17 protein-coding genes are annotated in these 13,447 nt (G+C 61.3%); 8 read left to right on the top strand and 9 right to left on the bottom strand.

From position 1 onward, the window contains the following. From KR49_RS03040 to KR49_RS03030, 3 genes are read right to left on the bottom strand one after another with little or no spacing between them, the layout of a single operon-like run. Window positions 1-1,296 (bottom strand): hypothetical protein, encoded by a 1,296-nt coding sequence (locus tag KR49_RS03040; protein ID WP_253912805.1) that lies wholly within the window; start codon window positions 1,294-1,296, stop codon window positions 1-3. Window positions 1,297-1,316: 20 nt separating this feature from the next. Further along, complete coding sequence (locus KR49_RS03035; protein ID WP_043691475.1) at window positions 1,317-1,970, bottom strand: TIGR03943 family protein; 654 nt, start codon at window positions 1,968-1,970, stop codon at window positions 1,317-1,319. A gap of 13 nt (window positions 1,971-1,983) precedes the next feature. Next, the gene (locus tag KR49_RS03030; RefSeq protein ID WP_043691473.1) at window positions 1,984-2,940 is read right to left on the bottom strand and encodes a permease; all 957 of its coding nucleotides are present in this window, start codon (window positions 2,938-2,940) and stop codon (window positions 1,984-1,986) included. Window positions 2,941-3,208: 268 nt separating this feature from the next. On the opposite strand from KR49_RS03030, the gene KR49_RS03025 reads away from it, so the two are divergent. From KR49_RS03025 to KR49_RS02990, 8 genes are all read left to right on the top strand, one after another. Further along, complete coding sequence (locus KR49_RS03025) at window positions 3,209-5,260, top strand: DUF3604 domain-containing protein (RefSeq protein ID WP_253912804.1); 2,052 nt, start codon at window positions 3,209-3,211, stop codon at window positions 5,258-5,260. A 176-nt stretch (window positions 5,261-5,436) separates the two neighbouring features. Beyond that, window positions 5,437-6,165 (top strand): peptidyl-prolyl cis-trans isomerase, encoded by a 729-nt coding sequence (locus KR49_RS03020; RefSeq protein ID WP_253912803.1) that lies wholly within the window; start codon window positions 5,437-5,439, stop codon window positions 6,163-6,165. Next, window positions 6,162-7,175 carry a HupE/UreJ family protein gene (locus tag KR49_RS03015; RefSeq protein WP_253912802.1) on the top strand — a complete coding sequence of 338 codons (1,014 nt, stop codon included), beginning with the start codon at window positions 6,162-6,164 and terminating at the stop codon, window positions 7,173-7,175. Before KR49_RS03020 ends, KR49_RS03015 begins: the two co-directional genes overlap by 4 nt. Before the next feature lie 2 nt (window positions 7,176-7,177). Beyond that, a complete protein-coding gene (locus tag KR49_RS03010; RefSeq protein WP_084187932.1) occupies window positions 7,178-7,759 on the top strand; it encodes a HupE/UreJ family protein in 582 nt (193 codons plus the stop codon). Window positions 7,760-7,762: 3 nt separating this feature from the next. Beyond that, on the top strand, window positions 7,763-8,308 hold the full coding sequence (locus KR49_RS03005; RefSeq protein ID WP_043691468.1) for a HupE/UreJ family protein: 546 nt from the start codon (window positions 7,763-7,765) through the stop codon (window positions 8,306-8,308). 74 nt (window positions 8,309-8,382) lie between these two features. Beyond that, a complete protein-coding gene (locus tag KR49_RS03000; RefSeq protein WP_052378146.1) occupies window positions 8,383-8,727 on the top strand; it encodes a hypothetical protein in 345 nt (114 codons plus the stop codon). Between the two features lie 30 nt (window positions 8,728-8,757). After that, window positions 8,758-9,471 (top strand): 16S rRNA (uracil(1498)-N(3))-methyltransferase, encoded by a 714-nt coding sequence (locus KR49_RS02995; RefSeq protein ID WP_043691466.1) that lies wholly within the window; start codon window positions 8,758-8,760, stop codon window positions 9,469-9,471. 24 nt (window positions 9,472-9,495) lie between these two features. After that, a complete protein-coding gene (locus KR49_RS02990) occupies window positions 9,496-9,810 on the top strand; it encodes a hypothetical protein (protein WP_043691464.1) in 315 nt (104 codons plus the stop codon). Here KR49_RS02990 and KR49_RS02985 read toward each other — a convergent pair. The 6 genes from KR49_RS02985 to KR49_RS02960 all read right to left on the bottom strand — a co-directional run bounded on the left by KR49_RS02985 (window position 9,794) and on the right by KR49_RS02960 (window position 13,381). After that, window positions 9,794-10,069, bottom strand: a complete 276-nt coding sequence (locus tag KR49_RS02985; protein WP_043691463.1) for a hypothetical protein — start codon at window positions 10,067-10,069, stop codon at window positions 9,794-9,796. The two genes, KR49_RS02990 and KR49_RS02985, sit on opposite strands and share 17 nt — an antisense overlap. After that, the gene (locus tag KR49_RS02980) at window positions 10,069-10,308 is read right to left on the bottom strand and encodes a DUF3721 domain-containing protein (protein ID WP_043696594.1); all 240 of its coding nucleotides are present in this window, start codon (window positions 10,306-10,308) and stop codon (window positions 10,069-10,071) included. The genes KR49_RS02985 and KR49_RS02980 overlap by 1 nt, the downstream gene beginning before the upstream one ends. An 85-nt stretch (window positions 10,309-10,393) precedes the next feature. Beyond that, the gene (locus tag KR49_RS02975; protein ID WP_043691461.1) at window positions 10,394-11,098 is read right to left on the bottom strand and encodes a hypothetical protein; all 705 of its coding nucleotides are present in this window, start codon (window positions 11,096-11,098) and stop codon (window positions 10,394-10,396) included. Then, the gene (locus tag KR49_RS02970) at window positions 11,098-11,913 is read right to left on the bottom strand and encodes a metallophosphoesterase (RefSeq protein ID WP_043696591.1); all 816 of its coding nucleotides are present in this window, start codon (window positions 11,911-11,913) and stop codon (window positions 11,098-11,100) included. Before KR49_RS02970 ends, KR49_RS02975 begins: the two co-directional genes overlap by 1 nt. A gap of 5 nt (window positions 11,914-11,918) precedes the next feature. Next, entirely contained in the window at window positions 11,919-12,698 is a 780-nt protein-coding gene (locus KR49_RS02965) for a GTP-binding protein (protein ID WP_043696588.1), read from the bottom strand. A gap of 191 nt (window positions 12,699-12,889) precedes the next feature. Further along, window positions 12,890-13,381, bottom strand: a complete 492-nt coding sequence (locus tag KR49_RS02960; RefSeq protein ID WP_253912801.1) for a hypothetical protein — start codon at window positions 13,379-13,381, stop codon at window positions 12,890-12,892. Window positions 13,382-13,447: the final 66 nt, after the last annotated feature.

The following is a 13,447-nucleotide window of genomic DNA, read 5'->3' as shown; positions in this document are numbered from 1 at the left end:
TCAGGGGGACAGCCACTGGGCTTCCCCCACATCGACCGGCAGGATCTTCCGCCACTGAAGGGTGTCGGCATCCATCAGGGCGGGATGGGTCTCGCGTCGGTCTGGTTGCAACACCGTCAGCAGCAGCTGCCGGCTGACGGGATCGAACTGCACCGGAGTGCCTCCTTTCATCGACCACGGTTCCAGCGGCTGCTGTTTCAGTTGTGTTCCTGCTCCATCGATCAGCAGGATTGTGTGAACCCCGCGATCACCAGTCCACTCCCCCAGCACCGCCCAGATGCGTTCGCCGCTGCCGTCGCAGGCAACCCCCAGCACCGCCTTCTCCCCTAACCACAGCTGCCGCGGAGCGAGGCCTGGAATCACGAGCTCGATCGAGCGGCGGTAATCGGGCCAGTGGCGGATGAGCACGGCCCGTCCGGAGGCGGCACAGAAGGCTCCCAGTTCGCGACTGCCGGGGAGGGATTGCGGAGGACGGCCGTTGTCGACCAGAGGGCGAAGGCTGAGGTTGTCATACGAGGGCACAACGAGACCGCCTCCGGCTGGAATCAGCTCCATCGGACCCGAGGAGATCTGACTCAGCTTCTGCCGCTTCCCATCGGCTTTGATCAGCTCGACCCGTTCACTGCCAGGGAAGAATCCACCGGTCTGCAGCAGCAGATCGCCATTGAGGTTGCTGCTCAGATGACCGAAGAGCACTTCTTTCTCCGCCAGCAACTCAAGTTGCTCAGGCTCAGGTGGTTTCAACTCCTCGCGCCGTCGGGCCAGGCTCTGCTGGGTGAGATGTCGCAGCCAGATTCGCTCCCCGCCTTCGCCATCGCTGCTCACCATGGCGACGCCCTGTCCGTTTCCGATCGGCGTCAGCTTGGTGATGCGCTTCCACACCGGGCTGAGTGGTTTCCAGCTCCCGTCATGATCCAGAAGCTGAAGCTGCTCCCCGTCGTCCACCTGCCGCGTCACCAGCAACCACGGACGGGGTTCCCACCACCAGGTCTGGGTCGCCATCGGATTCAGACGCTGGTCGCGTCCAGCCAGCTCGAGCTTCAGCGGGCCAGCAATCACCTGGTCGGCGTCGATCACCAATCGCAGAGGGTTGTTGGTTCCGAGCCAGCGGTGGTTCAGGGCGGGGACCAGCCGGCTTTCGGAGCTGACGTTGTTGCGGTGCATCGGCCGGCTGAAGCGCAGATCGAGGGCCGCGCTGCCTGAATGAATCTGCTGTTGGCTCAGGGTCACCAACCGTGGTGATCGACGCAGCAGCACCTGCTGCTGAATCAGCACCAGTGCGGCCGCGAGTACCAACAGAAATGGGAGACGACCGGTCAAGGCTCCAATGGCCGCTTGGGGCGGGGGATGGTTGTGATGGTTGTCGGCACCACTACGGCAATGCGTTCGCCATGGCGGGTTTCCACCGCCATGGTCCCCTGGATCGCCAACCACTGGTTGGCTTTCGGTTCGGCGTCGGCTGGCCAGGCCACCGGCAGACCTGAAGGGGTCGCGTCGGCCAGGCAGCAGCGCACGGTGAGCCTGGCGATCAACGGTGGACCGTCGGGTTGACTCCAGACGAAACCGCTGATGTTCAGCGGATTGCCGGCGACAAGATCGGGATCGGGCTGGCTGCGCAGCAGGCGCACCCATTCGGTGAGGCTGCGCTGTTCCGGTGGCAGCACGAAGGCCAGCTCCGGTGGTTCAGGCAGCCCCTGGGGACGGTTGTTCGCGAGATCACTGAAGGATGGGTTCGGCGGCATCAGCAGCACCAGCCCAGCGACGACAGCGCTCACCAGCCAGGGCCAGCGGTGTACGTCCCGCTGACGGCGGTTGCGGATCATCACCATCACGCCGGCGAGAAGCAAGGCCAGTCCGGAAGCACCGACCAGGGAATGAAAAATGCCGCGCAGGAGCAGATCCAGGCGGCCGCTGAGCACGCTCCACAGCACCATCCACCCCCACAGGATCAACAGCAGGCCGCGTGTCATCTCAACCTCCGGATCACAGCTGCCACAGGTTGACCCACTGACCGATCAGCAACACCCCAAGGCTGGCAGCGACGGCCGTGATCGCGATGGCGCGGGGCCGCATCAGCACCGTGAACAGTCCAGCCAGTTTGAGGTCAACCACCGGTCCCAACAGCAGGAAGGCCAGCAGCGCACCCGGGGTCACCTGGGCGGCGAAACCGAGGGCGAGAAAGGCATCCACGCTTGAGCACACCGACACCACCACCGCCAGCACCATCAGGGCCAGGATCGAGGCCGTCGGGGCGCCACCGATCTCCAGCAACCAGCTGCGGGGCAACCAGGTCTGCACGGCGGCGGCGATGACGCATCCCAGCACCAGCAGGGCGAGCAGATCCAGGAACTCCCGACTGCTCTGATCCAGCACGTCCCGCGGCGACGGACGCTGCGCTCTCGGTGCCGCGTTGGCTGGCAGCGGCGTACCGATCAGGCCGCTGCCCCGCTGCAACAGGTCCAGGTTGCGCAGCGGCTGACTGAGACGTCGTTCGCTTAACAACGCCGTTTCCAGCAGCTGCGACTCGGGGAGTTGTGCCAGCAGCAGGCTCAGCAGGATCGCCAGCAGAAACGCCCCGGCAGGTCTGGCGATCAGCAGCCAGGGTTGATCGGGAAAGGCAGCCCAGGTGCTGGCCAGAACAATCGGATTCAGCACCGGTGCAGCGAACAGGAAGCCGAAGCCGGTTCCCAGGGGTGCACCACTGGCGAGCAGGCGGCGAGCCACCGGAACGTTGCCGCATTCACAGGCCGGCAGGGCGAATCCCATCAGTGCGCCGGTGATCGGAGCCAGCAACGGGTTGCTGGGCAAGCGGCTGACCCAGGCGCTCTGAGGCACCAGCCAGCGCGCCAGACCGGCGATCAGCACCCCAAGCAGCAGAAACGGAATCGCTTCCAGCAGCAAACCCTGAAAGATTGCCCAGGCGGTGGCCAACCGTTCCACGCCATGCCCGTTGAAACAGTGGTGATCTTCTCAGCTCCATGGGGAATTGCAACACCGGGTGTGTGGCATTGCACGTTGATGGTGATGAAGGCACGGTTGATCGCACTCCCCAGGAAATCATCTTGATTCGGCAGATGTCATCCGGGCTGGGAGGAATGAGCTCGATGCAGATGTTGTCCTGCCTTGGAGATGGTGATCTCCTTTCCATCCTGAGTGATAGTTCAAAGAGTTGGCAGCTAGGCACAAACGATGAACCATGACTGCAAGAATGATTATCATTCTCGCTATTTTGGTCCAATTAAAGCGTTTGTGGATGTTTTTGCTGCCTTTGCATCCCAGTTCGCCGGTCCCAGTCAGTGTTAACTGCTACAAGACGGATGTTTATGACACAGAGGTTCCTGTGCGCGTACATCTGCTGGTCGCAGCGTCTGCTCTTGCTCTGCAGCCTCTGCTGGCCTCCTGCTCGAGTGTGGATACATCCACTTCCGACACCAGCAAGGTGGATGGCGCTGAGGTTGTCAGTGCAGACCAGTCCCCTGAATGCCTGGCGGGAGATCGTCCTTATTTCGGCGACACACACCTCCACACCAGTGCGTCACCAGACGCCGGAATGTTTGGTAATAAACTCGATCGTGATGTGGCGTATGAATTCGCTCAAGGAAAGAAGGTCACCTCAAGTATCGGCGAAGAAGTTCAATTGCGACGCCCGCATGATTTCATCGTTGTTGCTGATCACGCCGAGAGTATTGGCCTTCAGCAGGCCATTGAACGTTCCGACGAGGGCTTGATCAATGACGATTTCGGGAAGAGGCTTCATGATCTCGTTAAAGAAGGGAAGGGTGTTGAGGCCGCTTCTGAGTTCATCCGGGGTGTAGCCCTTGGAACCTCCAAGAAGCTCCCCAAGGAGTTCTCTGCGAGTGAGTGGGGGGCCAATCTCGACAGTGCTGAGGCCAACAACAAGCCAGGGGTCTTCACAGCACTGGTCGGCTTCGAATGGACAAGTCAGCCTGGCGGTGGAAACCTGCACCGGGTTGTGATCCTCCGTGATGGCAAGGATCGTGCTGAACAGATCACTCCGTTCTCGGCTTACGACTCGGAGGATGTTGAGGATCTGTGGACCTTCATGGATGGCTATGAAAACAAGACCGGAGGACGTGCCATCGCCATTCCGCATAACGGCAACCTGTCCAGCGGAACGATGTTCCTGCCGCGTCACCAGGAGACCAATCAGCCGATCGATGCTGATTACGCACGCCGCAGGCAGAAGCGGGAGCCCCTCTTTGAAATCACTCAGATCAAAGGCCACAGCGAAGCCCATCCCCTGCTGTCGCCCAATGATGAATTTGCCGATTTCTGGTTGTTGGACAACTCCAATCTCGGCGCATTCAAGGCTCCTACAAAAGAGATGATGCGGTATGAGTACGTCCGTCCTGGCCTGCGCAGGGGCCTTGAGTTGCAGGATCAGCTTGAGGGTGTCAACCCGTTCAAGTTCGGTGTGATCGGTGCCACGGACAGCCACACCTCCCTGGTCACCACCGATGAAGACGCTTTCTTCGGAAAAGCGTTCACTTCAGAACCTTCCAAGGACCGCTGGAAAAAGTTCCTCTTGCAATCCGCAACGGACAAGGCCTTCGATATGTACAACTACCAGATTGGCTCTTCGGGCCTCGCTGGTGTTTGGGCATCGGAAAACACCCGAGAAGGTTTGTTTGATGCCATGGAGCGTAAGGAGGTATTCGGCACAACTGGAACGCTGCTTTCCGTGCAGATGTATGGAGGCTTCGATTTCGATGGCAGTGAGCTTGCTGCTAAAAACTGGTCAAAAGCGGCCTGTTTGAAGGGGGTCCCGATGGGTGGGGATCTGAGTCAGGCACCGGAAGGCAAGGCTCCAACGTTCCAGATCAAGGCGCTTAGAGATCCCGATGGAGCCAATCTTGACCGTATTCAGATGGTCAAGGGTTGGCTGAAGGCCGACGGAACCACGGATGAAAAGATCTACAACGTCACCTGGTCGGACCCAGACAAGAGAGTTCAGGCCGACGATGGCTCCATCCCGTCCGTCGGAAACACGGTGGACGAGAAAGAAGCCACCTTCAAAAACAACATCGGGGCAGCGTCACTGAGCGGCTCCTGGACCGACCCCGACTTTGATCCCAGCCAGAGAGCTTTCTACTACGTGAGGGTGTTGGAAATTCCCACTCCAACCTGGTTGGCCTTTGATCGGAAGAGATTCGATAACTATGCAGAAATGCCTCAGGATCTGCCCTACAGCCATCAGGAAAGAGCCTTCTCCAGTCCTGTCTGGTATAACCCGTCCTGATCGCTTGTAGATGTGGGCGGGGAGTGATCTCCGCCCTGAATATTTCTATGGCTAAGTTTCAACAATGGCGATCCTTGCTTCGGGAGCCTGTTGTTCAATTTCTACTGATTGGAGCGAGTCTGTTTGTCGTCAATGCCGCGTTGAGACCATCTCAGCAACCAATCGCTGCTGAGATTGTGATCACCGACGATCAGGCGTCGGGCATGGTCAGTCAATTCGCTCTCACGTGGCAGCGTGCTCCCTCCAAGGAGGAGCTTCAGGCCCTGATCGATGACGAAGTCCGCACCGAGGTCTATGTGCGCGAAGCGATGAAGCTCGGGCTTGATCAGAACGACACAATCATCCGGAGGCGTCTTCGACAGAAGATGGAGTTCCTGAATGAGAGTCAGTTCCCCAACAAGGCGCCGGCAGAGTCTGAGCTTGAGGCCTACTTCACCGCCAATTCCAAGCAATACCGCACCGATGCAGTGGTGTCGTTCCGCCATGTCTTCTTTGATCCGCAACAACGCGGTGATTCCCTTGCGGACGATGCGCAGGCCGCGCTTCTGCTGTTGAACAATCAAGACCAGGAGATGGAGCTCAACGGCCTCGGTGACCCCATCGATCTCGCCGATAACTGGACCGACCTCTCACGCAAGGATCTCGTCGCGTTGTTCGGCTCCACCTTCACGGATGCACTGCTCAGTCAGGCCCAGGGGCGATGGACCGGGCCGATCGAATCGGCTTACGGTCGCCATCTGGTTCGGGTGGAGTCTGTTGCAAAGGGGGCGATTCCCGAGCTCGATGACATCCGCGCAGAGGTCACTCGCGACTGGTTTCAAGACAAGCTTCGCCGATACCAGGATGATGCCTATGAGCGCTTGTTGAACGGCTACAGCGTGCGTCGACCGGAGTTGACTCCGTGATCCGTCGAATCTGGCCCCTGCTGCTTTGCTTCGGCTTCCTCTGGCCCGGCGTGGTGTTGGGTCATGAGTTGATGCCCGGCTACCTCGAACTCGAGGAAACAGCTCCCCAGGTGTATGACGTGATCTGGAAACTGCCCCTGCAGCGCGGTGCAAGGTTGCCTCTGGCTCCTCGATTCCCTGACGATTGCGCCACCGAGGGCAGTCTGGATGCACGGCTGGAGCGTCGCGCCCTGGTGTACACAGCGCAACTCTCCTGTGAGACGTCTCTCCAGGGACGGCTCGTGAGCATTGACGGATTGCGCGCTGTCGGCACGGAGGTGCTGCTGCGCGTGACGTCCCTGGATTCATCAGGGCCGGAAACCATCCTCATCCAACCGGAGAAGGGGGAGGCGCTGATCGGAGCGATCAGCAGCGATGCGCAACAGACCAGTGCCATCACCTATCTGCGCCTGGGTATCGAGCACATCCTGCTCGGTGTGGATCACCTGCTCTTCGTGCTGGCGTTGCTGCTGATCGTCAGGGATGGCTGGACGTTGTTCAAAACAATCACGGCCTTCACGGTCGCCAACAGCGTCACGTTGTCGGTGGCGGCGATCGGGGTGATGCGTGTCCCGGCGCCGCCTCTCAATGCGGCCATCGCCCTGTCGATTCTGTTCATGGGTGTTGAGGTGGTCCGCACCTGGCGGGGGCAAAGCAGCTTCACCATCCGTCGTCCCTGGGTGGTGGCGTTCGGGTTCGGTCTGATCCACGGCTTCGGCTACGCAAGCGGTCTCGCTGATCTGGGCTTGCCCCGCGGCGAGCTGCTGCTGGCGCTGCTGCTGTTCAACATCGGCATCGAGATCGGCCAGGACGTCTTCGTGTTTCTGGTGCTTGCTCTGAAGCGCTCCTTTCGACAACTCGAGATTCACTGGCCCCAGTGGGCAGTGCGCCTTCCCGGTTATGCGGTGGGGGTTGCCGGGGCCTTCTGGACCCTTGAGCACACCACCGCGTTGTTTCTGCCAGGAGGTTGACGATGACCCGCCGTATGGCCCTGCTGCTGGGTTTGATGATCACGCTCGCTCCCGCCGCCCGCGCGCATGTGGAGAGTGGTGGTGCCGGCAGCCTGCTCTCAGGCTTGCTGCATCCCGTCACCGGACTCGATCACGTCGTGGCGATGGTTGCTGTCGGCCTTTGGGGAGCGGTGCTGGCCGCTCCGGCAATCTGGCTGCTGCCGGTGGCTTTCCCGATGGTGATGGCGCTCGGTGGTCTGATCGGATTGCTGGGACTGCCTCTGCCCGGCGTGGAAGTTGGAATCGCGATCTCGGGCATGGTGCTGGGGCTGCTGGTGGCGCTGGAACGGCGTGTTCCCCTTGGCGTGGCGCTGGCCCTCGTGGGGGTGTTCGCTTTGTTCCACGGTTATGCGCACGGCCGTGAACTGCCGGATGGAGCCAATGCTCTGTTGTTCAGCCTGGCGTTTGTCGCCGCCACAGGGCTGCTGCATCTGGTGGGCATCCTGCTGGGTGAGCTGCGTCGATGGCCTGTGGGCCGCCGACTGGTGCAGCTGATCGGCGCTGCGATCACCATCAGTGGTGTCTGGTTTCTGCTTCAGATCTGACCGATGTCGCCCTTGTTCGCCCACCTGATGGAAACCGGTTTCGGCGGGTTCTATGACGGCATCGCCCATCTGTTGATCACGCCGGCGGATCTGCTGCTGGTGCTGGGCCTGTCGCTGCTGTCAGGTCAGCAGGGGCAGGCTGGGGGGCGCATGCTGCTGCTGGTGCTGCCCCTGAGCTGGTGGCTCGGAGGATGCCTGGGACAGGTGCTGGCCCTTGGGGATTCCCTCGAAACGATCAGCATCCTCTGGTTCACGGCGATCGGATGTCTGGTGGCACTGCAGTGGCGTATGCAGCCGCGATGGCTTGCTGTTCTGTCCGCCCTCAGCGGTCTGCTGTTCGGCCTCGGCAATGGCAGCACCATGGCCCTTGAGGGGCCACTGTCTCTTGATCTGCTCGGGGTTGTCAGTGCTCTTTCGGTGCTCGCCGCCCTGGTGAGTGCGCAGACCTCCGTCAGCCACCGCGAGTGGGTCCGCATCTCTCTGCGGGTGGTCGGCAGCTGGATCGCTGCCGCGGGATTGCTCACGTTGGGCCTGCAGTTCAGGGGGTGATCAGCAACGGTGGCCGGATCGATCTTCTCTTCAACCAGCGTTAATACCGATTGCTCTGGTAGCGCTCGCTACTCATGCTGAACAAACAGGCAACGCTGCCCGTGGCATTTCTCCAGGCCATCCAGACCACACTCCTGCGCTATCAGAGCACCAGGGATCACGAGCAGGATCTCTATTTCTCCTCTGCACGCAACCTGGCTCGTGCTCAGTTCCAGCTGGCGGATGAGGAACTCAGTCGTCGGTTGTGGCAGGACGTGGCTGAGCGGGAGCTCGATGTGGATCGCATCCTGAATCTGATGTACGGCTGCTGGTTCCAGGAGGATCGGGAGGCCATGCAGGAGGCGGATGCGGCCTATTGCGCCAACAGAGTCGCCGGTGGAGTGCCGCCGTCTCAGGTCGGAATCTTCGAGCACTGCTGAGCGGTCGTCGCTGCGCCGGGTGCTGAGGCGGTGAACGTCATTCTCCTCGGTCCCCAGGATTGCTGGCTGGATGACACCACCGTGCTGCTGCGTGATCGGCGGGCGGTTCACATCCTTGAGCTCCTCAAACCGAACCTCGGTGACACGCTCAGGGTCGGCATCCGCGATGGTGCTCTGGGCACAGGTCGGGTGGTGGCCATGGATGCTGCGACGGTCGAGCTTGCGGTTCAGACGCGCGAACCACCACCGAGGCGCCATCGGTTCGAGATCGTTCTGGCCTTGCCAAGGCCGAAGATGCTGCGCCGGATTCTGCGCACGGTGGCGGAGTTCGGGGTGTCGGATCTGCATCTGATCAACAGTGCCCGGGTGGAGAAAAGCTTCTGGCAGTCCCCCCTGCTGGCAGGCGACAAGGTCGAGGAGGCTCTGCTGGCTGGGATGGAGCGCTCCTGCGACACCGTCGCGCCCCGGGTGCACCAGCACAGATTGTTTCGTCCCTTCGTCGAGGACCGTTTGGTGGAGATCTGCTCCGGTCGTCCCTGCCTGATCGCCGAGATGGGATCGCCCCAGGCTCTGAGCAGTGCGGCCGATGGGCCTGCGGTGGTGATGATCGGCCCCGAGGGAGGCTTCGTGCCGTTTGAACTGGATCTGGCCCAGGCGGTGATCGCCCGGCCGGTGCATCTCGGGGAGCGCTTACTCAGTGTCGACACGGCTCTGACGGCGGCGCTGGCCCTGGGTTGGGGATGATGAAGGCGTTGACGACGACGACCCATGGGTGACATCACGGCTCCAGACGGGCTTCAGGCCCTGGTGGCCGATCTCGGCAGAGGCAATGTGATCGACTCCGAGCTGCTGGAGGGTGGTCCGTTGGAGGCCCATGAACTCGACGACATGGATGCCGATCAGGCGGCCCAGGTGGCGGCCCATTGTTTTGCCGTTCTCTTCGGACACACCGTGGAAGAGTCGACGGGACTGGAGGGAGACAGCGATGCCGGTGAGTGGAGAGGCCGTGTCGATGGCTTCGGTTTTGTGATCAGCCGGGATGACGTGGGGGATCTGGTGCTGGATTTCAGCGTGCAGGCCTGAGCAGCATCAGCAGACCTGATCCGGTCACGATGATGGTGAGGGCACCGAGCAGCACCGGGTAGACCGGCTGCAGATTCAAGGGGCCGAAGTTTCCGGTGTGAATCTTGAGCAACCAGAAGGCATCGATGTTCATCTCCAGCAGAAGGCTGTAGAGCGAACCGGTCGCCGCTGTCAGCAGCAGTGGAGCTGCGGCGATCGGTACGACCCACCGGTGCAGTCGGCGGGCCTGACGCTGGCGGGAGGTGTTGCGGTGATCCATTAGTGCTTTCGCAACTGCCGGTGCAGTTCCTGCTCATCCGCGCAGGGCATCCACTTCCCGTTGTTCTGATGAACCGTGGAGCAGCCGATCTCTTCAGCGCGCTTCTTAGCCTCGCTCCGGCTTTCGTAGATCCCTTTGCCGTGGCCGTGAGCCGGGCCGATGGTCAGCAACGGCGCGATGAACAGAAGTGAAAGAGCTGTCGGCACCGTCAGAACGGCGTTGATGGCAGACCCTCGCATTGTTCGGCGGACATCTATGTGTCGATCCTGCCGGATCTGTTCCGGCACCTGGGGGTTGAAGGCTTCGGGGATCTTCATCTGCGCATCAAGTCCGGCGCGGGGTCACGCAGGGGTCTCCAGCTCTCATGAAGTCGAGTCGATCCGTGGCGGGGTCGTACAGCGAGAAGGCGGCTCCCTGGCCGATGCCGATCACGCTGCGTTTGGGAACGGCCTGTTCCTGCTGCTGTTCGCCGGCTGTGTCTTTCACATGCGATTGAATGGCACCACCGGTCAGTTCCAGGCGGAACTGTTGACCGCTGCGGGCGGTGAACAGGCGGTTCACATCCAGCCGGGTGAGGCGATCCAGAAGGATGAGAGGCGACGTTTCGCTTGTCAGCCGATCGCCGATGTCGGCGGAGCTGCCATGGATCAGGGCGCAATCCAGTTCGATGAAGCCGAACTGCAGGGAGGCAAGCCACGGGAGATGGCGTTCATCAACAGCTTTGAGCAGTGCGTCGACGGCATCGTCGCCATGCTCCCGGCGCAGCACCTGTGCGTTCTGATCACCGCGGTATCCCCGTTCGGCCAGCAGCTGCTCCTCCCACCATCCATAGATGCAGTCGGGCTTGAGATCACCGCGTTTGGGCTGGCGCAATCGCTCCAGCAAGGCATCGCAGTTGCGCTCAGGGCCGATCAGATCCCCCAGCACGAACAGACTTTCGACGCCCCGTTGCGTTGAGAGGTCGCGTTGAATCCGCTCATAGAGATCCAGATCACCGCGCAGTCCACTGACCAGAGCCCAGCGTTCCATCAGCGCTCACACACGTGGCTGGCGTCGTCGGCCCGCTCGGCATATTCGAAACCATGGCTCAGCCGCCAGGCGAACACCTCAGGCAGGCCGGCATCGACGATGGCCTGACAGGTTTTCGCCACGTCGTACTCCACCTCACGGATCGTCACCTCACCACTGGTGTCGTTGTGGATCACATACGTCGCCTTGGTGTCGCCATGGCGGGGCTCACCCACGGATCCCGCGTTGACGATGCGGCGCATCGGCAGGGTCAGTTCCTGTTCCGTGGCCCCCTCGCTGCCGGCCTGTTCCACGGTCACCCGGATCGATCCACCACTCAGTTCGCGCACATAGGGCTGGTGGGTATGGCCGCAGAACAGCGTGTCCGCTCCGGCGGTTTCGACCCGCTCCAGCGCCGCAAAAGCACTCATGTCTGGCAGCAGATATTCGTGCTGACTGTTCGGGCTGCCGTGAACGAACAGCAGCCGGTCGCGCCTCAGGGTCATCGGAAGGCTGGCCAGGAAGGCTTTGTTCTCGTCCGTCATCTGTTCAGCGGTCCAGTGATGCGCCCGGTGGCCTCGCCGTTCCGCCAGTTGCGAGGGGTAGCTGCATTCGCAGGCATTAAGGCCATCGATGATGTCTTCATCCCAGCAGCCCTGGCAGGTGGGGATGGCGCGTTCCCTCACGAGCTGCACCACTTCATTCGGTTGGGGGCCGTAACCCACCAGATCTCCAAGGCAGGTGATCGTTTCAATTCCCTGCCGATCGATGTCCTCCAGCACAGCCTCAACGGCTGCCAGGTTGGCGTGGAGGCATGAGATCACGGCGTGGGCCATGGGCGTCATCGGGTGAGGGTGGTCTCGGGTTGCTGGTCGCGCATCGGGGCCTGATGCATTTCCAGCACGTCATCACTGATCAGGCAATCGTCGATGGTGGTCTGGATGCCGATGCCATTGAGAGCTTTGCCCTGCACCACCAGCTCCGACGAGCGTTTGGGTCGGCCATGGGGTGGCTCCACCCTCTCCAGGGGCAGAAACTGCGAGCCCTGTTGACTCACCATCCAGTTGCAGAAGAAGGCACGGCCGTCGGGGAGATTCATCAATGCCTTGGCGCGGTAGACGTCGCCATAGGCACCATTCACCAGCTCGAACCAGAAGCTGCTGAGGCTGTTGGGGTCCCAGACACTGTTGTGGAGGCTGAGGCTCCAGGCCTCCAGCCTGTTGAACGCCAGCGTGTCCTGGCCGGGTAACTCCGGATCACGGCCGAAATGGAGGCATCGGTCCGGTCTCAGCTGGAGGGTGTCCAGTTGCGATCGGATGGCTGGGTCGATGGCCTCGGGGGCTCCCTCCGGCGGGGCCTGGAATTGCTGCAGCTCAATCAGGTTGATCCGATCAGCCGCAGCGGGGCTGGGCTGTGGAGTCGAGAGGTCCTCAAGCGATGGGATCTGGTCCTGCAGCCAGGTCCGGTCGATGCCGGCATCACAACCCTGCTCGAGGCCTTCTTGGCTCGTGCCCTTCAGACGCAGGTATCCGCAGGGACCCGGATGCTCGCGCAGTGTGTTGAGGATCCAGGTGGTTTTCCCGCACCCCGGCGGACCTGAGATCAACCAGGTTGTGCTCATGGTCTCCAGCATCCGCCGTCGGGTGGGGGGACGACAGCCCTTCTCTAGTGGGAATCGTTCTCATTCTGGTGGTTGGGATGGCCCCCTGTCCACCGCGATGCGCAGAGCGTCACCGGGCGCATGGTCAAGGTTCGGGCTACGGACTCGCGGGTCGTCGTCTAGCAACGCGCGGTTTTTTGCGTGAAAGGGATTCAGAGATTGTTGGGTCGAAGTCGACTGGGTCGGTAGGAGATGAGGAATTGATGGCGTCCCATGGAGGTGCTGTTCACGGCTGTGATCAGATCGTCACCGGTATTCCAGACCCACAACTGTTGGTTGACCTGGCGATCGTCGATGCTCATGCTCAACGGCTGCCCATAGCGATGACGAAGGCCTGCCAGCACTTCGGTCATATCGCTCACCTCAAACTCGTAGGCCAACGACCTCAAGCCGGTGCCGGGACTCAGTTCAAACGTTGACTGGACCACTGGGATTTCATCGAGGCGTGCGTTCAGCGCCTGATACTTCTGCGGTTGATCGGGGCCTGCCTGACGGATTTCGCCGAGGTGTGCTGTGACTTGATCCAGCGTCATGCCCCACTCAAGACCTTCGATACAGGCAGACACGTCTGCCGCCCCAAGACCCACGATCGCAAGGCAAGCCAGCAGATGGATCACAAGGTTGCGCAGCGGCCTCAGGGTCAAGCGTCCGGAATGGTTGGAATCATTCTGTCGGCATCTGCGTTCTCCGCATCGCGCCACTCCTGTGCA

The sequence above is a fragment of the Synechococcus sp. KORDI-49 genome (genome assembly GCF_000737575.1).
In the GTDB taxonomy this organism is placed as follows: domain Bacteria; phylum Cyanobacteriota; class Cyanobacteriia; order PCC-6307; family Cyanobiaceae; genus Parasynechococcus.
The sequence above is the reverse complement of the archived record's forward strand: the minus strand, read 5'-3'. Positions and strand labels throughout refer to the sequence as shown.

Coding starts and splice junctions, on each gene's coding strand:
- KR49_RS03005 (WP_043691468.1), top strand. CDS start 7,763: ATGTCGCCCTTGTTCGCCCACCTGATGGAAACCGGTTTCGGCGGGTTC.
- KR49_RS02980 (WP_043696594.1), bottom strand. CDS start 10,308: ATGCGAGGGTCTGCCATCAACGCCGTTCTGACGGTGCCGACAGCTCTT.
- KR49_RS02975 (WP_043691461.1), bottom strand. CDS start 11,098: ATGGAACGCTGGGCTCTGGTCAGTGGACTGCGCGGTGATCTGGATCTC.
- KR49_RS02970 (WP_043696591.1), bottom strand. CDS start 11,913: ATGGCCCACGCCGTGATCTCATGCCTCCACGCCAACCTGGCAGCCGTT.
- KR49_RS02985 (WP_043691463.1), bottom strand. CDS start 10,069: ATGGATCACCGCAACACCTCCCGCCAGCGTCAGGCCCGCCGACTGCAC.
- KR49_RS03010 (WP_084187932.1), top strand. CDS start 7,178: ATGACCCGCCGTATGGCCCTGCTGCTGGGTTTGATGATCACGCTCGCT.
- KR49_RS02990 (WP_043691464.1), top strand. CDS start 9,496: ATGGGTGACATCACGGCTCCAGACGGGCTTCAGGCCCTGGTGGCCGAT.
- KR49_RS02965 (WP_043696588.1), bottom strand. CDS start 12,698: ATGAGCACAACCTGGTTGATCTCAGGTCCGCCGGGGTGCGGGAAAACC.
- KR49_RS03035 (WP_043691475.1), bottom strand. CDS start 1,970: ATGACACGCGGCCTGCTGTTGATCCTGTGGGGGTGGATGGTGCTGTGG.
- KR49_RS03000 (WP_052378146.1), top strand. CDS start 8,383: ATGCTGAACAAACAGGCAACGCTGCCCGTGGCATTTCTCCAGGCCATC.
- KR49_RS03025 (WP_253912804.1), top strand. CDS start 3,209: ATGATTATCATTCTCGCTATTTTGGTCCAATTAAAGCGTTTGTGGATG.